A 19,146-nucleotide genomic window follows, 5' to 3' on the forward strand; every position below is an offset into this window, starting at 1 on the left:
GAAGCACCATGGCCAAAGACGGTTCGGTAGCCCCCAAGGAACGTATCAATATTACCTTCAAACCCGCGGTCGGTAGCGCTCAGGAAGATGTCGAACTGCCGTTGAAGCTGCTGGTGCTGGGGGATTTTTCCCAGCGCGCGGACCCACGCAAACTCGAAGATCGCAAGCCCATCGGTATCGACAAGCACACCTTTGACGAGGTGTTGGCCAAGCAAGCATTGAGCCTGACGCTGAGCGTTCCCAACCGCCTCCAGGATGCAGCCGACGTGGAAGAACTGCCGGTTCAGGTGCGAATTAACACCATGAAGGACTTCAACCCCGCGAACCTGGTGGAGCAGATCCCGCAATTGCAAAAGTTGATGGCATTGCGTGAGGCATTAGTGGCGCTCAAGGGACCGCTGGGCAATACGCCCAGCTTTCGCAACGCTATCGAGCGGGCGTTGGCCAATGGTGACTCTCGCGCACGAGTGCTCGCCGAACTGGGCCTGGATAGGCCTCAAGCCTGACGTTTTCAGTAAAAGGACACTGACACCATGACCACCATTCAACACGGCACGCAACCCGTACAGGTTATCGAAAGCGGTAGCATCCTCGATAACATCATTTCCCAGACATTGCTCAGCGCCGACGACGAGGCTTATGGCATCGCCAAGCGCGGCGTGTCGGCGTTTATCGCAGAGCTGGTCAAGCCACATAATTGTGACGAACCCGTAAAGAAACGCCTGGTCGACCGGATGATCGCCGAGATCGACACCAAGCTCAGCGAACAAATGGATGAGATCCTTCACCATCCGGACTTCCAGGCGTTGGAGGCTTCGTGGCGAGGCTTGCAGTTGCTGGTCGATCGCACCAATTTTCGCGAGAACATCAAGATCGAACTGCTGAATGTTTCGCGCGAGGACCTGTTGGATGATTTCGAAGATTCATCGGAAATTACCCAGTCCGGGTTATACAAGCACGTCTATAGCGCCGAATACGGTCAGTTCGGCGGTCAGCCAGTGGGCGCGATCATTGCCAATTACTTTCTTTCGCCCAGTGCGCCCGATGTGAAACTGATGCAATACGCATCCAGCGTCGCCGGCATGGCCCACGCGCCCTTTATCGCTGCAGCGGGGCCAAGTTTCTTCGGCTTGGAAAGCTTCACCGGGTTGCCCGACCTGAAGGATCTGCGGGACCATTTCGAAGGCCCGCAGTTTGCCAAATGGCAAAGTTTCCGGCAGAGCGAAGACGCACGATATATTGGCCTCACCGTGCCGCGCTTTTTGCTGCGCACCCCGTATGACCCCCTTGAGTGCCCGGTCAAGACCTTCGCCTACCAGGAGAACGTGGTTAACAGCCACGAGCATTACTTGTGGGGCAATACCGCCTATGCCTTTGCCACTCGCCTGACCGACAGCTTCGCGCGCTTTCGCTGGTGCCCCAACATTATTGGCCCGCAAAGCGGCGGGGCGGTCGAAGACCTGCCGCTGCATCACTTCCAGAGCATGGGCGAGATTGAAACCAAGATTCCTACGGAGGTGCTGATTTCGGACCGACGTGAGTACGAGCTGGCACAAGAAGGTTTCATCGCCTTGACCATGCGCAAGGGCAGCGATAACGCAGCGTTTTTTTCCGCCAGCTCCGTGCAGAAGCCCAAATCGTTCGGCATCAGTGAGGAGGGCAAGGCGGCAGAGCTGAATTACCGCTTGGGCACCCAATTGCCCTACATGATGGTGGTCAACCGCCTGGCTCATTACCTCAAAGTGCTGCAACGGGAGCAGTTGGGCGCGTGGAAAGAGCGGACGGACCTGGAGTTGGAGCTCAACAAATGGGTTCGCCAATACGTGGCGGACCAGGAAAATCCCAGTGCCGAGGTGCGCGGGCGGCGCCCCTTGCGCGCTGCGCGCATTGTCGTCAGCGATGTCGAGGGCGAGCCTGGCTGGTACCGGGTCAACGTTACGGTACGCCCGCATTTCAAATACATGGGGGCAGACTTCACGTTGTCCCTGGTCGGGAAGCTCGATAAAGAATGAGCAGAAGCCAGGGCATGCTTGAGCACAACAGCCTTTTCGAACGCCTCGAGCAGGGGGCGTCTAACCCGGGTGCCACCGTGGCGTCCATCGCCGCACATTTGGGGAAAATGCTCAGCACTCGTGCGGGCAGTGTCCAGACGCTGCCTGATTATGGCTTGCCTGACCTCAATGACATGCGGCTCAGCTTGCATGAGTCCTTGAGCCAGTCGCGGCTGCATATCGAACGTTTTATCCAGGCCTATGAGCCGCGGCTGACGAACGTACGTGTCAGGCTGTTGCCGGTTGTGCGTGACTCCTTGTCCCTGGCATTCGCCATTGAGGCTGAGCGGATGATTGAGGGCGTACTGCATCCTGTAGTGTTCCACGCGCGCCTCACGGATACCGGGCGGGTTGAGGTCTGTGCCAATGACGCTTAACCGTTATTTTCAAAGCGAACTCAGTGCGTTGCGCCAACTGGGGCGACGTTTTTCCGAACGTAATCCCGCCCTGGCGCCGTTTCTCGGCGAAGCGGGCCAGGACCCGGATGTCGAGCGCTTGCTGGAGGGCTTTGCATTCCTGACCGGGCGCTTGCGTCAAAAGCTGGATGACGAACTGCCGGAGTTGACGCACTCGTTGATGCACTTGCTCTGGCCCCATTACATGCGCCCGATACCGGCCTTCAGCATCTTGCAATTCGACCCGTTGAAACGCGCCGGCCCAAGCGTTCGGGTGGCTCGGGATACCGCCGTGCAAAGCGCTCCCATCCACGGTGAGCGTTGCCAGTTCCGTACATGCTATCCCACCGATGTCATGCCATTGCAACTCACTGACCTGGAATACAAATGCCAGGGCGAAGGGGCCTGGTTGGATTTGCGCCTGTGCATGAGTGTCGACGGCAGCTTCAGTGAGTTGGAATTCGATTCGCTGCGACTGCACCTGGCCGGCGACCACTACATCAGTCAGGGCCTGTACTTGGGCCTATTGCGTCATCTGGCGGGAATCAGCCTGCAGCTCGTGGATCACGATGGCCTGCCGATCAGCGCCGGCGATGACCAACCCCTGACGCTGCGGCTCAATGCCAACCAGGTCCGGCCAGTGGGGTTTTCCCAGGAACAGGCGCTGATTCCTTATCCGCAGAACACGCTGGAGGGCTATCGGCACCTGCAGGAGTACTTCGCGTTTCCCGAGAAGTACCTGTTTGTCGATGTCGAAGGCTTGGAGGTGTTGCACACGTTGTCTCACGAGTTGCTCCGGCAGGCGCACGGCCTGGTGATGCGTTTCGAGCTCCGCAGTCAGGGCCGCGAGCCCCTGCGTCCTACCTTGGATAACGTAAAGCTGTATTGCACGCCCATCGTCAACCTGTTTACTCAGGATGCAATTCCCATTCGCCTGGACGGTAAACAGGACGAGTACCTTTTGGTACCTGGGGAATACACGCCGGGCAATGCCAGCGTGTATTCAGTGGACCGGGTCACCGGCTGGCGCCCCGGTGGCTTGGGCTATCAAACCTACGTGCGGTTCGAGTCGTTTGAACATGACTGCCACAGCGAGCCTGTGGCGGCACCGCCCAGCTACAGCATTCGCCAACGTTCGTCGGTTCAACATGGTGGACTCGACACCTGGATGGGGTTCGGCAATCGCCGCAAACAGGGCCAGGAAACCCTGTCGGTCGAACTGACCTGTACCAATTGCAACCTGCCACGGCAATTACGTGCAGGCGATATCAACCAGCCCGGCGAACACACACCGGAGTCGTTGACGTTTCGCAATATCACCGCGCCAACGGCGAGCTACGCACCGCCCCTGGACCAGGATTTCCTGTGGAATCTCATCAGCAATATGTCGCTCAACTACTTGTCGTTGATCGACATCAACGCCTTGAAGGCGATTCTCGCAACCTACGACCTGCCGCGTTATTACGACCGCCAGGCGCTGAAGGTCAGCCAGAAAAGACTGGCGGCTTTGCGCGCCATCCATCATGAGGCGACGGATCGCCTGCATCGTGGGTTGCCCGTGCGAGGGGTGCGGGTCGATCTGACGGTCGATTCCCAAGGCTTTGTCGGCCAGGGCGACTTATTTGTATTCGCTTCGGTCCTCAATCAGTTCTTTGCGCTTTATGCCAGCCTCAATTCCCATCACGAGTTGCGTGTCATCAGCACACAAGGAGACGTGTATTTATGGCCATCCCTGACGGGACAACAACCCCTGCTCTGAATCAACTTTGCCGTGGTATCCGTGAATACACGTTGTTCCAGGCGGTTTTGCAGGTGATCGAGCGATTGCGTGAGGCTCATCCGCTGCTGGATGAGGACGCGTTGTACGACCAGTTGGAGTTCCAGGCCAACCCTGGCTTGGGCTTTGCCGCGCACGATATCGACCGAGTGGAGTTCTTTATGGAGCATGGACATTTGCGCGCACGCCTGCGCCTCAATGTACTGGGGTTATTTGGCGCCGGGTCCCCACTGCCTGCGTTTTATGGTGAGCAGGCATTTGCCGAGCAGCCAGGCGGCAACCCGACTCGAGATTTCCTGGATATGTTCCATCATCGCTTGCACCGGCTGATGCTTCCGATCTGGCGCAAGTACCGCTATCGGGCGTGTTTCCGGGCAGGCGCCAATGATGGTTTTTCCGAGCAGATGTTTGCCTTGACGGGTCTGGGCGGCACCGCAATCCGTGGCGCTTCCCAGCTCGATTGCAAACGCCTGCTGCCCTACCTGGGCCTGCTGAGTGTGCGTGTGCACTCGGCGGCGTTGATCGAGTCGGTCCTGCGCTACTACTTCAAGCACGACGCGTTGTTTATCGAGCAGTGGGTTGAACGCCAGGTCGAGATCAGCCCGGTCCAGCGCAATGACCTGGGGCGGGCCAACAGTGTGCTTGGCGAGGACCTGGTGCTGGGGCGCCGCGTCGCTGACCGCAGTGGCAAGTTCAGGGTGCATGTCCGCGCGTTGGGGTGGCAGCGTTTTCACGACTTCCTGCCCACGGGAAAGGCCTATCAGCCGCTGCGTTCGCTGGTGCGCCTGACCCTGCGCGACCCATTGGAATACGACCTGCGTCTGGTACTGGCGCAGGGTCAGATCAGGGCTCTGCACATTGGCGAAAACACGGTTTGCCGCCTGGGTTGGACCACCTGGCTGGGGCACGAGCGGGCCGATGGCGTAGTCACGCTAACCCGTAATTTTCATTAGGGATGAATGGACATGATGAACAGGGATTTGCAACGCATGATCGGCGCACTGTCAGCACGGCTGGAAACAGCGTCGGCCCTGGTGGATTTCTGCGGGTGCAGCCAATGACCGATAACCTGCCCGGTGGAGGGGCCGACGCGCTGAGGTATGCCGACGCGTTGTCTGCCTGTTTCGCACGCTTGGGGTTCGAGCGTGATGAACACGCGTTACCTGACGGATGTGTCAGCACGGCGGCCCGGCTGAGCCAATCTGACGTCAGCCAATTGTATCTGCTCGATGAAGTGACCGGCCGGCTTGAGCTGATCGCCCAACATCTAGCCCAAGTGTCGTCGCTCACCGTCGTGCCTCCACGGCCTGGTCAGCATTCCCAACAGTTGCTGCACGACGCCTTGACCCAAGGCACTGGGTTGAGCCTGGAGGATGTGCAAGGCAGCGGCCATGACACAGGTTTTCTGCCCGCATTGGCGACACCATGGCGTGCGCTATTAATCGTGCCGCTGTTCAATCAATGTGAGCGGATAACTGGGGTGCTGGTGTGCGCCCGCCAACAGCCGGCCCAGCTGCAAGGCTACGCCCCCTCGTTGGGGCATTTGGGCAGCTACGCCGTGAACCGGTTACGCGTACTGCGCGGTAGGCAGCCCAACGTCGGCCCAAAGCCCGCAGGCCACAAACCCTTGGCTGGCGCATACGGCCTGATTGGCACCAGCGCGGCAATGGAGCAGGCCTGTCGTTTGATCAGTAAAGTCCTGCACACCCCTTACACCGTGCTGTTGCAGGGTGAGACCGGCACAGGCAAGGAAGTGGTAGCCCGGGCCATACACACGGCCGGGCCGCGCAAGGCCAAGGCCTTTGTCGTGCAGAACTGCGCGGCGTTCCCGGAAGGATTGCTTGAAAGTGAGCTGTTCGGCTACCGCAAAGGTGCGTTCACTGGTGCCGATCGCAATCACGGGGGGCTGTTCGACGCCGCACATGGCGGTACGTTGCTGTTGGATGAGATCGGCGATATGCCGCTGCCCTTGCAAGCCAAGTTGCTGCGGGTATTACAGGAGGGTGAGGTTCGCCCGCTGGGTGCCAGTGCGGCACATAAGGTCGACGTACGCATCATTGCCGCGACCCACCGCGACCTCGCGGCGATGGTCGCCGAAGGGCGCTTTCGCGAAGACCTCTATTACCGACTGGCTCAGTTCCCCATCACCTTACCGGCCCTGCGCGAGCGGGACGGCGATGTGCTGCAACTGGCGCGCCATTTCACAGGCAAGGTGTGCGCGGCGCTGGGGAGGCCACCTGTCGAATGGGCGAATACCGCCCTCGATCAACTGTCCAGCCATGGTTTTCCCGGCAACGTACGCGAGCTCAAATGCCTGGTGGAACGCGCCGTGTTGTTGTGTGACGACAGCGTGATTCGGCCCGAGCACCTGGCACTGCCGCTGGCACCAGAGCCGGCCACTCCCGATGACGTGACGCTGCGCCAGCGGATGGAGCGAGTGGAGCGTACGTTCCTGCTCGACTGCCTGCACAAGAACCATGGCAATCGCACCCGCACCGCGCGCGAGCTGGGGGTCGCCCGGCGCACCCTGCTTTACCGTCTTGCCCGTTTGAACATTCCCTTTGGCGATGCCCGGGAGGAACGCTGAATGGTGCACTTGATTTTTACTGTGGGAGAAACCTGATGCCTGATCGTCCATGGCACGTCGTCGTGCTGGTGATGTGTTTGCTGGGAGGCTGTAACGCTAACTATGTGTTCGATGATGCCGAGTACCACCCCATGGGTGACCCGCAGGCGATCATTCGTGGCCGCTGAAAGGAGGGGGCATGAAGCTGCAGCTTGTGTTTGAGGTCTGCGCGTGCGAAAGCGACCAGAGCCTACTTTTGGCCCGCAAAGTATTTGACGGTACAGGCGGCGTGATCGGGCGTGGTCCTGGATGTGACTGGGTGATCCCTGACGCCAGCCGCGTACTCTCCAGCCATCATGGATTGATCGGTTACCGTGAAGGACGTTATTTCCTCACGGATATCAGCCGCAACGGTATCGGGATGGCCAAGAGTCCTGAGCGCCTGCGCAAGGGGCAGGCACGATTGATCAGTGACGGCGACGTATTCGAGCTGGGGGTGTTGACGATACGTGCGCGATTGCTGGAATCGCCGCGACCTTCCGACGAGCTGCTGGCGCCAGCGGCGGTGCCGATCCCCGATGACGCTTTCCTGTCGCTGGACCCGTTGCATGCCTTGGATCTTGATCGGCAGATGCGTGCCACGTCGGATGATCTGGAGGCCTTGAACAAGAGCGCCGATGAGCAAGCGGTATGGGCAGATCACTATGGGGCCGATTGCGAGCACGTGGTATTGCCGCGGCGGCAAGACCCTTCGATGGAGGTTACCGCGGTACCCGCTGTCGCGTCGACGCTGTCGACCGACGAGGTGTTCTGGTCGCAATTTGCAGCGGTCCTGGGTATGGACCTGACGACCCTCGACACACCGGCCCGGGAGGCATTGGCGATCAAGGTGGCACGCTTGTTTCGGGTGACGATCGAAGGGCTGCAACAAGGTTTGCGCACCCGTGAAGAACTGAATAACGAACTGGGTATGGCGCCGTTCGCCAGTCAGGGCTCCGGCCAGAATCCCTTGAAAGTGTATAGCGACACCGATGCTGCTTTATCCGCGATGCTCGATACCCGGGAGTTGGGTCAACTGCCCGCGGTGCGCGCCATTGCCCAGGTGCACCTGGAACTGCAGGTGCATCAGGTTGCGTTGCTGGCCGCTTGTCGAAGCGCCATGCGTAATGCCCGCGCTGTCTTTGAACCCAGCCATCTGTTGGGGTGTTTTGCGTCCCAGGGCAAGCCTGCCGGGTTTTTCTCCGATGGCGGGCGGTGGCGTGCCTACCAGCGTTACTACCAGCGTGTGGTGGCGCAAGAACAGTTGAATGATCGCCCGTTGGCCGGCGACTTCGCCAAGGCTTATGAGGAGCAGGTGCGCCTGATCTCCAGCCTGCACATTGATTTTCCAGGATGATAATCATGTATCGAGCCACCTTTGTTTCGTTGTTGCTCTTGTGCGGGCTGTTGGCGGGTTGCAGCGCCGTCTCGCCATTTTCCACGCTGACCAAGCTGGACGTGGTGCTGACTGCCAGCGAGCACGTCAACCCGGACTTGCACGGTCGTCCTTCTCCCGTGGTGGTGCAGTTGATCGAACTGCGCCATGGCGTTGCCTTTGAACATGCCGACTTCTTCAGCCTGTATGGCAATGCGCAGCACACGCTGCCAAAGGACTGGGTCGGCAGCGAGGAGGTTGAGCTGCGCCCGGGTGACCGGCTGGCGCTCAAACTGCGCATCGCTCCCGATAGTCGTTTTGTGGGAGTAGTGGCCGCTTTTCGAGACTTGCCCCATGTCCAGTGGCGGCTGCTGGTGCCCTTGACGGTACAGCAACGCAACCGTGTCGAGCTGGTGCTGGACCAGGGCGGTATACGTGTTGCTGACCCGCTCGCCGGTGTGGAGGCGCAATAACATGCAGGTTCATAAAGTTATCTGGCAGGAAGGCATGCTGTTGCGGCCACAGCACTTGCAACACAACGACCGTTATTACCACCAGCAGCTCAATCAGACCCGCCTGCTGGGCAGTGACACCTGGGGTTTGCTCACGTTCGAACTCAATACGCAGTACCTCAAGTTGGGCAAGCTGGTGGTCAACCAGGCCAGCGGCGTGTTGCCGGACGGCAGCCTGTTTGACTTGAATGCTGCCATGGAGCCGCTGGTGGTGCAGGTGCCAGAGGGTTCGGGCGCGCAAGGGGTTTACCTGGCGCTGCCGCTGGTCAGCGGCAGTCACCTTGAAGCCCGCCGGCCTGAGCAAAGTGACGTGTTGGCGCGCTACCTCAGCTGTGAAGTGGAAGTGGGAGATTCCAACGTGGGGGCGGATACGCGTTGCCGAATCCACTGCGCGCGCCCGGACTTACGTCTTCTGTTGGGTGAACAGCCGGGTGACCAGCACTTCATCAAGCTCAAGGTGGCCCAGGTACTTGACGCCAGCGGTGAAGGCGGTGTGAACCTGGATACGGCGTTCAGCCCGACGTTTATCTTCGTGCAGGAGCATGGGTACGTGGCGTCGTGTCTCAAGGAGGTGATTGGCCTGCTTGCCAGTCGGGGCGATGCCATCGCGGCGCGCATTCGTGGCGAGAGCACGACCCAAGGCACACAAATCGCCGATTTCCTGATGCTGCAAGTGATCAATCGTAGTGAGCTGGAGCTGCGCCACTGCCTGAGCCAGACGCGGGTGCGGCCTGAAGCGGTGTTCCGTGCGCTGGTGTCGCTGCTCGGGGAGCTATCAACCTTCACCACTGAAAGTAAGCGCGCGCAGTTGGATGTTCACTATCAACACGGCGATCAGGGCGCCAGTTTTCGCGGGCTGATGGCGCAGGTGCGTACGGCACTGTCGGTGGTGCTGGAGCAACAGGCGATCAAGTTGGCATTGCAGCCTCGCCAGTACGGGGTGCTGGTATGCCCGGTCAGCGAGTTGAAACTGCTTGGCACAGCCACCTTCATCCTGGCGGCCACCGCGCAGTGTGAGGCGCAGGAATTGCGCCAGCGCCTGCCAGCCCACCTGAAAGTCGCGCCGGTTGAGCGCATACGCGAGTTGGTCAACCTGCACTTGGCCGGTATCAAGGTCAAGCCTTTGCCAGTGGCGCCGCGACAGATTCCTTTCCATGCCGGCAAGACCTATTTCGTGCTCGATATGAGCCCCCGTGATATCGCACAGCTGGAACAGTCGGGTGGTTTCGCTTTCCACGTAGGGGGTGAATTCACCGGGCTTGAACTCGACTTCTGGGCCATCAGGAACTGAATGCCATGGACAGTGAATACACCCAGGATGAAAAAACCGTCCTGCTCGACCGGGAGACTCATGAGCCTGCCCAGGGGCCGTTGACGGATTTCCCATCGCCGCCGCGCTACGAACAGTTGGAAGACCGCATGATCTACGCCGGCCACAGGCTCGATACGCATAGCTTTCAGACAGGGCTCAACCCGCTGGTAGCCGCAGCCTTGGCGGTATTGTTCGAGGTTATTGGGATCAGGGTCTGCTCCGGCCGTGAAAACCTGGGCACGCTCAACGACCGATTAGTGTTGGCGGTGACTCAGTTCGAAACCCGCGCCTTGCGGGGCGGCGTGGAGAACAGCCAGGTCATGTCGGCGCGCTATGTGTTGTGCAGCGTGATCGACGAGGCGGTGGTGACGACACCGTGGGGGGCGCAAAGCGAATGGTCGAAGATGAGCCTGTTGAGCCGCTTCCATAACGAAACCTTTGGCGGCGAAAAAGTATTCCAGTTGCTGGAGCGCCTCACGCGCGACCCGGTGAAGCACCTGGCGATGCTGGAGTTGCTGTATCTGTGCCTGTCCCTGGGGTTCGAAGGCAAATACCGGGTGATGGAGCGGGGCGTGACGCAACTTGAGGCTGTCCGCGATGCCTTGTATCGCCAGATCAGGCACGTACGTGGGGAGCCGGCGGCGCAAGCGCTACTGCCTGCCCAGCAGCGGACCGACCAGCGCAAGCAGGTGCGGGTCATCCCTGCCACTTGGTGGGTCGGCCTCACCTTGGTGTGTGTGTTGGCGATGTACACAGGGTTTGCCTGGGTGCTGAGCAACGAGCGTACAAACGCGCTGCACCCCCTTCAACTTTCGGCGTCGGATCTGGTCCGCACGCCCTTGTAAACGCTGGGAGCAATGAATGATCGCATTCTTCAAGGGGGTGGGCACCGTGCTGGGCAGGATTTGGGTGTGGAGCCTGTTGCTGGTGCTTTCCTGCGCGGCAATGGTGTGGTTCTTGGGGCCGCTGCTGGCAGTGGATGATCACCGTATCTGGGCCGGGGCGACTGCTCGGTTGGTCACCATCAGCGGTGTGTTCTTGCTATGGGGACTGGCGATGGCGTTTGTGGGCCCAGGTTTTGCCGCCTGGCGCCAAAGACCAGAACGCGAGGTGCGCCGACAGCCGATGACGGGGGTGGAGGACGAACGCCGGCACCTGCGCAGTCGGTTCAAGAAAGCCGTGCACCTGCTCAAGATATCCCGCCATTATGGAGAGCGTAACGCGCGTTGGCGTCATGAGTTGCCCTGGTACCTGTTGATCGGTGAGCCGGGCAGTGGCAAGACACAGCTGCTGGCGGCAGCGGGCTTGCCGCTGGCGCTGGACCACGCGCAAACGCGGCCGATCGGTAGCAGTGCCCATTGTGACTGGTATTTCGGCGACGAAGGCGTGCTGATCGACACCCCGGGACGCTACCTTACCCAGCCCGACTCTTCAGTGGACGCCGCAGGCTGGATCACCTTGCTGCATCTGCTCCGGTGGCGCCGTCGAGTGCGGCCGCTCAGCGGTGTGGTGGTGACGCTATCGGTCGACATGCTGTCGAGCACCAACGAATACGACCTGGATCATCACGCACGCCATGTACACTCGCGCCTGCAAGAGATCCAACAGACGTTGCATGTGGATGTGCCGATTTACCTGGTGTTGACCCACGCCGACCGATTGCCGGGATTCGCTGAATTCTTCGACTCACCCATTGGAGAAAGTGCCGACAGCGTGTTGGGTCAGCACCTGCAAGGTTGCGCCGACGGTACTGACACAACACAGGTTCGTCAGGCGGTCGAGCAATTATTGCAGCGCTTGAACAGTGAGCTGATTGGGCGACTGCATCAGGAGCGCAATGTCGAGCGACGTGGGCAGATGCTGGAGTTTCCCCAGCAGGCAGCACGAATGGGGGAGCGCGTCAGCCTGTTCGTTGACATGGCGTTTTGCGCACATCGCTACCAACCCATCAACGGTTTGCGAGGGTTCTTCTTGACCTGCGCCGATGGCAGGCACCCGCGCTTTGTGCAGGGTCTGTTCAGCCAGGTGATCTTCGCCGAGGCCGACCTTGCGGGTTTGCAGGCTCAGGAACAACAACGTCTGCGTTGGCGCCAGGGCGCGCAGGCGGTGGCTGCAGCGCTGGTTATTGGCGGTGTCGGCGGGCTATGGGGGCACAGTTACTCAGTCAACCACCAACGCTTGGCGCAATTGTCGGCGCTGACCTCACACCCGCCGCTCGCCCTTGCGGCCGACGATGAAAGCACGGCGCTGTTGGCGCTGTTGGACGCGCGACTGGCGGCGACCCAGGTTTTTCCTGGGCCGGCAGATGTACGCCTGGTGGAGCGCACCGGGCTGTATCAGGGCGAACTGAGCCGTCCCAGCGTCGATCAAGCCTATGATCACGCGCTGCAAAAGCCATTTCTGGCCTGGACAGCCGCCCAGTTGGAAGAACAGGTAATTGCCAGCCTCGGGGACCGGGAGCGGCTGCTCGACGACCTGCGTGCCTACCTGATGCTCAATCTGCGCGAACGCCGTGACACGACCTGGCTGGCAGAACATATTGCAAGCCTTTGGTCGGTGCGGTTTGCCGGGGATATGCCAACACAGAAGCGCCTCAATGTGCACCTTGCGCGGCTGCTGGAGCAACCTTTTGTGGTGTCACTCAACGCGGAGCGGGTGGCCCAGGCCCGTGAAGCGCTGAGGGGCGAATCGTTGGCCGATGGGGTCTATCGGGTATTGCGCGAACAAGCGCGCAGCCTGGAGCCGTTGCGGCTGGCCGAGGGTAAGGTGTTCGCCGCTATCGATCCGCCTGTGCCGGGGTTCTATACCAAACGCTATGTGCAGTACTTTGAGGCGCAGGGCCCGCGGTTGGTAAACGCCATCACCCAGGACAACTGGGTGCTCGGCGAGGGTACCGACCTGGGGACCGAGGACTTGCGGCGCCTGATGGCGGAACTGCAGCAACGTTATTTCAGCGAGTATGCCGATGCCTGGAGCGATGCGCTTGGCCGAGTCAGGCTGCAAGAGACTGACAACCTGCGCCAGGATGCCGAGCAACTGATGAACCTGACGTCGGCGCAATCGCCTTTGATTCGTCTCTTGCAACAGGTGCGTGAAAATACGCGTTTGTTGCCAAGCCATGGACTGCTGGACAAAGTGGCCCAGCAGTCGGCAGACCTGGGCGAGATGGCCAAGTCGAGGTTGACGGCGGGGCAGGCGGGTATTGTCGAGGCTCCGCGGCGCGCCTTGCAGCGCCGCTTTGAGCCTTTGCATCAATTGCTGGATGAGCAGCAGAACCCCGGCGTAGAGCTGACTCAGGCCTTGCGTCTGCTGGATGAAGTGCACCTGCATTTGACGGCCTTGAACCGGGACAGCGCACCCGAGCAGGCCGCCTTCCTGCGTGCCAGGCAGCGCATGGAGGGCCAGCAGGATGCATTGGGCCATCTGCGAGACGCCGCCGCTCGCCTGCCGCTGCCCGTTGCCGGCTGGCTCGAAAGTATGGCGGATGACAGTTGGCGGCATTTGCTGGAACAGGCCTATGTGCACGTCAACCAACGTTATCAGAGCGAGGTGCATAGCCTTTATGCCAAGGCCATTGGCCGACGTTACCCATTCAATGCGCACGCCAGCAGTGAGGTCGCCCTTCACGATTTTCAGGAGTTCTTCAAGCCACGCGGGGTGATGGCGCGCTTTTATGAGGGCTACCTGCGGCCTTTTATCAGTGCCGACGGCAGCCGCTACCGATTGCGTGGGCTGGATGGCCAGAGTTTGCCGGTTTCCCGTGCGCTGCTGGAGCAATTGATGAAGATCCAGGTCATCCGCCGCGGCTTTTTTACCGAAGACGCGGGGGAGTTGTCCGTGCGATTCACCTTGGCACCCTACAGCCTGGACCCATCGGTCAGCCGAGCGATCCTGCGGTTTGGCGACCAGCAATTGGAGTATCGCCACGGTCCGATCGTACCCATGACGTTCCATTGGCCCACCGACGCAGACAATGGGCGCAGCAGCCTCGTCTTGGAGAGAGGCGCGGAGCAGCGCCCCTTGGGCATCGAAAAAGACACTGGAGCGTGGTCGTTGTTCCGGTTTCTGGACCTGCTGCAGAAAGAGCCCGCCAGCGGCCGTAATATACAGATCCTCAAGGCAGACCTCGCCGGCCTGCGCGCCAATTACCGGCTCACCAGCCAGCGTACGCCCGGTCCGTTTGACATGGACACATGGCGCACCTTTCGCCTGCCGGAGCAGCTGTGACCCCGATGGAAGCCCCGTGGCGCAGCGCCGGGCGCACGCAGCGAGGCCTGGCGCGGTTGCGCAATGAGGATGCATTCCTGGACAACCCGAGCACGGGTTGCTGGGCGGTGGCGGACGGCATGGGCGGGTATCGGCACGGGGATGTCGCCAGCCAGTGGATAGTCAGCCACTTGGCTTCAGTGTCGGCTGACGGCAACCTTGACCAGCGTATTCAGGCGGTTCGCAACAAATTGCAGGACGTCAACCAAGGAGTACGACGCGCATGGACAGAACCTGGCGCAACCAATGAAGTGACGATGGGCAGTACCGTGGTCGCCCTGTTGTTGGAGAAGGGCCGGGCGGCCTGCCTATGGGCGGGAGACAGTCGCTGCTATTTATGGCGCGACCAGAGCCTCTACCAATTGTCGAAGGACCACTCGCTGCTGCAGCGCCTCATGGACGAGCGTCAGTTGAGTGTGGCGCAAGCCCAGGCTTACCCGGGTGCCAGGGCCTTGACCCGGGCCGTTGGCGCGCGTTCGCGGTTGCATCTGGAGGTACTGGAACTGCGTACCCGCCCTGGGGATGTATTTTTGTTGTGCAGTGATGGCTTGTATCAGGCCCTCAGCCACGTTGACCTGGGGCGGGCGTTGAGCATGGGCACGCCTCAACGGGCAGTGGAACGGCTATTTGCAGCGGCGTTGCGCCGGCCGATACGCGATGACCTGACTGCGGTTGTGGTGCAGCCATGAACTCGGCAGCTCAAGCCTGCCGTTTACTGTCTGGGCGCTATCACCTTGAACGTGTCTTGGGCAGAGGTGGCATGGGCAGGGTGTACCGCGCGCGCGACCTGTTGCACGAGCAATTGGGCGAACCCTGTTCCAAGGTCGCGATCAAGCTACTCGACGAACCCATTTCCCAGTGCCCCGACGCGCATGTGTTGTTGTACAGCGAGTTTGCGTTGACCCGCAGCCTGAGGCACGCGCATGTGGTACGGGCGTTTTCGTTTGAGGTCGATACACACAGTCAAGTCGCGTTTTTCACCATGGAGTTGCTGCAAGGAGTGACGCTGGACCGCCTGCTGCTGGAGTGCCCCTATGGCTTGCCCTGGCGGGAGTTGCGACCCATCGCCGTGCAGTTGCTGGATGCGCTGGTCTACACCCACCAGCAAGACGTTCTGCACGGTGATGTCAAACCAGCCAATGTCATGGTGGGCGAGGAGGGCGTGCGCTTGTTCGATTTCGGCCTGGGCCAGGCTCAAGCAGGCGCCGCAATGGGTTTGCCGAGTGTCAGCCGCAGTCGTTTCAATGCCTGGACACCTGCCTACGCCGCCCCGGAACTGTTGGCCGGCGGTGCGCTGACCGCCGCTGCCGACCTGTACGGCGTGGCCTGCGTCCTGTACGAACTGGCCCACGGCAAGCGCGTTGGGGAGCGCGCCTCCACGGTCTGTCTGCCCCGGCCCGCGCAGTTGCCCAGGCATTGCTGGGTGGCGTTACAGGCAGCGTTGGCGATAGACCCGCAGCACCGAAGCATAACGGTCGCCGAGTTGCGTCACGTCATGGGGCGCAACCGAGCACGCTGGTGCTTGTAGGGCAAAGGTCAAACGGCCAAGCCGTGCAACTGGCAGTACTGCGCCCAGTCCATACCTGCCATCTGTGCGACTTCTTTATGCACTTCGCGCCGCTGGGCCTCGAAGGCTTCGGTCGAATCGGCCGTCAGCTTGAGGGTCAATTCCCAGGCGAATAATTTTTGCTGTTCAGCGTGTGCTTCGAAAGCCTCATGCAGGCGTTCGGCGCGATACTGCGCCAGGGTTTCGCCCCTGGCCTGGGCTACCAGCGGGTTGAGGCTGTCCAGCTCGGCAGCGACCTGCGGTTGTTCGCGCAGGAATCTGTCCAGCGCAAGTTGGTGCGTATCGTTGGGTGCCGACACAGGTAGACACCTTAATGAGAAGGGTGAGAGTTGCTATCGGACGCGCGTGCGTTGAGGTGATGGCGGGCACGCTTGCGCGACCTGCGCTGCATCCAGTTTTGCAACGGCGCCAGCAAGAAAAACATCAGGTAAGCGACCAGCACCAGGGTCAGGTCTACCCAGGTTTCAGCCACAGGCCCAGTGAACAACTCAATGAGGTTCTTGATTACAAACAGCAACACCACGCTGCACAACCACAGCAGGATGGTGACAAACAGAGGACGCATGTGACTTGAGCGTTTGTCTTGCATAGTGAGGTTCTCTCCTTTGGCCTGTTGTCGTTCCAGGCAAGATTCCCTGAGTGCGTACCCATTATCAGACAGGTTGTAACATCCTTTAACACGCACAAACCGTGCGGATGATACCGACTCAGACAGCCTTAGGGGATGATTCAAGTCAGAAAGTTCGATAAATCTGTAGGGATTTAGTCTAGCAACCCGGCATTCACTGGTAAAAAAGCCGGGCAGGGACGGGGATAAAGGCTTTCGCTTCGGCTATCAGGCCGTGTAGCGTTAGCGGGTGTTTCCGGCCCTGATCTTCAGCGGCAGTCGGTGACAGGCAGAGGACGGCCCATGGCGCACACCCTGTTCAAACTTTTCCTGACACAGCGCCTGGCGGTCCTGGCCAGCACGGAGTCGCTGCGTGCGATTCGGGAGGGGCTGCTGTGGATACTGCCGTGCCTGTTGGTGTCCGCTGGTTTCCTGATCCTGTCCGAATGCGCCCTGGCGCTGGGGTTCGATGCGCAGGTGGTGAGTTTCCTGGCCGGGCTGCATAAACAGATCAGCTCGGTGATCCCGTTGCTGGTGGCGGCCTCCATCGGTTACATGTTGGCGATTCAACACCGTCTGCCACAACTGCCGGTCGCCTTCCTGTGCCTGGCCCATGTAGTGGTCGCAACCTTCGTGCTGCGTGAGTACCCGCGTGCTTCGGCCACGTTCCTACTGTTTATTGCCATTGCTTCGCCCTTGATCAATGTGCCGGCCATCGCCTGGCTGCACCGCTTTCGCTGGACGCGCCTGGTCAACCAGGACCTGGTCGGCCATAACCTCAAGGGCACCATCAACATGGTGATACCCGGCGCACTCACGGCCTTGTCGTTGGTGGCGGTGTTGTCGTTGCTGCTGTTGATCCCCCATGTGGCGCAAATCCAGGGGCCGCAGGTGCTTGATGCGTTGCAGACGCCTTACGGCAGCGGGTTGTTTGTCACCCTGATGAATTCGCTGCTGTGGTTCTTCGGGATTCACGGCGTGTATGCCATGCAGCCGTTATTCGATGCATTGGACCAGGCGGTGGCGCTCAATGGCGCAGCGTTGGCGGCGGGGGAGCCGGTGCTGTACCTGCTCAACAACGGCTTGCTGGGCAGTTTTGCGTTTATCGGTGGCTCGGGCGCAACCTTATGCCTGTTATTGGCGATCCTGCTATTTTCCAAGAGCCAGTCCATGCGCTTGCTGGCGGTGGCCAGTTTGCCGCTGTCATTATTCAATGTCAGCGAAGTGCTGTTGTTCGGTTTGCCGATCATCCTCAACCCGCGCCTGTTCATACCATTTCTATTGGTGCCGGCGTTCAACGCGATGGTGGCGTTGATGGTGGTGCAACTGGGCTGGGTCTCACCGGCGGTGGCCAGCGTGCCCTTTACCGCCCCGGTGCTGCTCAACGCGTACCTCAGCACCCATGGCGATGTGGCGGCGGTGGTGTTGCAGATCGTTCTGTTGGGCGCCGGTACCCTGGTGTATGCGCCCTACGTCAGGGCGATTCATCGCCAGTCCAGCGATGGCGGCACGGTGTACCTCAAATCCCTTGACATGACCTTTCGCGGTCTCGAGGAGAAAGGCCGTCTGCTGGAGTTCGATCCGGTGCTGGCCACTCACCAGACATTGGCCCGTCAGGCCGCTGAGTTGAACCGTATTCAACAGATCAGCGATTACGAGTTCTACCTTGAGTTTCAACCCCAAATCTCCACCCGCACCGGTTTGTGCACCGGCTGCGAGGCGCTGATGCGCGCCCGGGACAGCCAGGGCACGGTGCATTCGCCCTGGGAGTTCCTGCAATGGCTGGCGCACGCCAGGCTGATGCCGGACGTAGACGTGTGGGTGGCATCCCAGGCTGTGCGCCAGTATCAGAAATGGCAGAAGGTGGGTTTTGAACTGCCGATGACCATCAATATTTCCAGCACCACGCTCAAGGACGCCGCCTATGGCGACCGCCTGGTGGAAATTCTTCGCCAGGCCCGTGGGCAAGTTTCAGTGGAAATTACCGAAGACGCGCTGGTCAGCGACATCCCGGCCACCCGCCAGACCATCCAGAAGTTGCAGGCCATGGGCGCCAAGGTCTATCTGGATGATTTTGGCACTGGGTTTTCTGCGTTGAGCTATCTGCACCAGTTTCCTGTGGATTTCATCAAGATCGACCGCAGTTTTGTGGTTGCCCAGCATGACCCTAAAGGCGCCCAGGTGCTCACAGGTATGTTGCGGTTCTGCGAGGCCTTGGACCTGGGCGTGGTAGTGGAAGGGGTTGAGACGGCTGAGCAATTGGCCTTTTTGAGTAACGGGCCTGAGTTGTTTATCCAGGGCTGGTATTTCAGCAAGGCACTGCCTGGGGATCAGTTGCCGCGCTTTGTGCGTGAGCGCAGGGCGTTGGTCTGATGGCCGACGCTTATCTAACTGACGCCCTGCGGTCCAACTGTGGGAGCTGGCTTGCCTGCGATGACGGCCTGCCAGTCGACGCCTATCTACCTGACACCCCGCAGTCCAACTGTGGGAGCTGGCTTGCCTGCGATGACGCCCTGACAGCCGACGCTGTTATACCGTGTACATATCCATTCCTGCGGTCACGACCACTTAGGGTTCCGCTCTGACAGCGGGGCACTTTGGAAAAGAGCCGGAATGCCGGCCAGCCCAAAGTAACCAAAGGGCTCTTGCCCCACCACTCGGCACCTCGCTTGGGCTCGG

General features: G+C 60.3%; 17 protein-coding genes. 15 read left to right on the forward strand and 2 right to left on the reverse strand.

Features of this window, described 5'->3' with window-relative positions; translation table 11 throughout:
- The first annotated feature begins 8 nt into the window (after window positions 1-8).
- The 14 genes from tssB (at window position 9) to AB4P90_RS12845 (ending at window position 15,821) form a co-directional block, all read left to right on the forward strand.
- Window positions 9-506, forward strand: coding sequence for a type VI secretion system contractile sheath small subunit (gene tssB / locus AB4P90_RS12780; protein WP_014718216.1), 498 nt, complete (start codon window positions 9-11; stop codon window positions 504-506).
- A 27-nt stretch (window positions 507-533) separates the two neighbouring features.
- Window positions 534-2,012, forward strand: a complete 1,479-nt coding sequence (gene tssC / locus AB4P90_RS12785) for a type VI secretion system contractile sheath large subunit (RefSeq protein ID WP_014718217.1) — start codon at window positions 534-536, stop codon at window positions 2,010-2,012.
- A 14-nt stretch (window positions 2,013-2,026) separates the two neighbouring features.
- Window positions 2,027-2,428 carry a type VI secretion system baseplate subunit TssE gene (tssE, locus tag AB4P90_RS12790; RefSeq protein ID WP_014718218.1) on the forward strand — a complete coding sequence of 134 codons (402 nt, stop codon included), beginning with the start codon at window positions 2,027-2,029 and terminating at the stop codon, window positions 2,426-2,428.
- Window positions 2,418-4,205 carry a type VI secretion system baseplate subunit TssF gene (tssF, locus tag AB4P90_RS12795; RefSeq protein ID WP_019817600.1) on the forward strand — a complete coding sequence of 596 codons (1,788 nt, stop codon included), beginning with the start codon at window positions 2,418-2,420 and terminating at the stop codon, window positions 4,203-4,205. The genes tssE and tssF overlap by 11 nt, the downstream gene beginning before the upstream one ends.
- The gene (tssG, locus tag AB4P90_RS12800; protein WP_395605947.1) at window positions 4,169-5,176 is read left to right on the forward strand and encodes a type VI secretion system baseplate subunit TssG; all 1,008 of its coding nucleotides are present in this window, start codon (window positions 4,169-4,171) and stop codon (window positions 5,174-5,176) included. The genes tssF and tssG overlap by 37 nt, the downstream gene beginning before the upstream one ends.
- Before the next feature lie 104 nt (window positions 5,177-5,280).
- Window positions 5,281-6,810, forward strand: coding sequence for a sigma-54-dependent Fis family transcriptional regulator (locus AB4P90_RS12805; RefSeq protein ID WP_102667013.1), 1,530 nt, complete (start codon window positions 5,281-5,283; stop codon window positions 6,808-6,810).
- A gap of 35 nt (window positions 6,811-6,845) precedes the next feature.
- Entirely contained in the window at window positions 6,846-6,977 is a 132-nt protein-coding gene (locus tag AB4P90_RS12810) for a hypothetical protein (RefSeq protein ID WP_014718222.1), read from the forward strand.
- Window positions 6,978-6,988: 11 nt separating this feature from the next.
- On the forward strand, window positions 6,989-8,185 hold the full coding sequence (gene tagH, locus AB4P90_RS12815) for a type VI secretion system-associated FHA domain protein TagH (RefSeq protein ID WP_371359913.1): 1,197 nt from the start codon (window positions 6,989-6,991) through the stop codon (window positions 8,183-8,185).
- Window positions 8,186-8,190: 5 nt separating this feature from the next.
- Window positions 8,191-8,676 (forward strand): type VI secretion system lipoprotein TssJ, encoded by a 486-nt coding sequence (gene tssJ, locus AB4P90_RS12820; protein WP_395605948.1) that lies wholly within the window; start codon window positions 8,191-8,193, stop codon window positions 8,674-8,676.
- A 1-nt stretch (window position 8,677) separates the two neighbouring features.
- Window positions 8,678-10,006, forward strand: coding sequence for a type VI secretion system baseplate subunit TssK (tssK, locus tag AB4P90_RS12825; RefSeq protein WP_395605949.1), 1,329 nt, complete (start codon window positions 8,678-8,680; stop codon window positions 10,004-10,006).
- A 5-nt stretch (window positions 10,007-10,011) separates the two neighbouring features.
- Entirely contained in the window at window positions 10,012-10,872 is an 861-nt protein-coding gene (icmH, locus tag AB4P90_RS12830; RefSeq protein ID WP_395605950.1) for a type IVB secretion system protein IcmH/DotU, read from the forward strand.
- 16 nt (window positions 10,873-10,888) lie between these two features.
- Window positions 10,889-14,254, forward strand: a complete 3,366-nt coding sequence (tssM, locus tag AB4P90_RS12835; protein WP_395605951.1) for a type VI secretion system membrane subunit TssM — start codon at window positions 10,889-10,891, stop codon at window positions 14,252-14,254.
- Between the two features lie 5 nt (window positions 14,255-14,259).
- Complete coding sequence (locus AB4P90_RS12840) at window positions 14,260-14,982, forward strand: PP2C family serine/threonine-protein phosphatase (protein WP_019817593.1); 723 nt, start codon at window positions 14,260-14,262, stop codon at window positions 14,980-14,982.
- Window positions 14,979-15,821: a serine/threonine-protein kinase gene (locus AB4P90_RS12845; RefSeq protein WP_072434478.1), complete on the forward strand. Its 843-nt coding sequence runs from the start codon at window positions 14,979-14,981 to the stop codon at window positions 15,819-15,821. Before AB4P90_RS12840 ends, AB4P90_RS12845 begins: the two co-directional genes overlap by 4 nt.
- 8 nt (window positions 15,822-15,829) lie before the next feature.
- Here AB4P90_RS12845 and AB4P90_RS12850 read toward each other — a convergent pair whose 3' ends face one another.
- Entirely contained in the window at window positions 15,830-16,159 is a 330-nt protein-coding gene (locus AB4P90_RS12850) for a DUF6388 family protein (RefSeq protein WP_014718230.1), read from the reverse strand.
- 11 nt (window positions 16,160-16,170) lie between these two features.
- A complete protein-coding gene (locus AB4P90_RS12855) occupies window positions 16,171-16,425 on the reverse strand; it encodes a hypothetical protein (RefSeq protein WP_224797013.1) in 255 nt (84 codons plus the stop codon).
- A 345-nt stretch (window positions 16,426-16,770) separates the two neighbouring features.
- Here AB4P90_RS12855 and AB4P90_RS12860 point away from each other — a divergent pair, with 345 nt between their 5' ends.
- Complete coding sequence (locus AB4P90_RS12860; RefSeq protein WP_014718232.1) at window positions 16,771-18,840, forward strand: EAL domain-containing protein; 2,070 nt, start codon at window positions 16,771-16,773, stop codon at window positions 18,838-18,840.
- Window positions 18,841-19,146: the final 306 nt, after the last annotated feature.

Origin of the sequence: Pseudomonas sp. B16120 (assembly GCF_044218845.1) — a bacterium.
GTDB classification, from domain to species: domain Bacteria; phylum Pseudomonadota; class Gammaproteobacteria; order Pseudomonadales; family Pseudomonadaceae; genus Aquipseudomonas; species Aquipseudomonas paracarnis.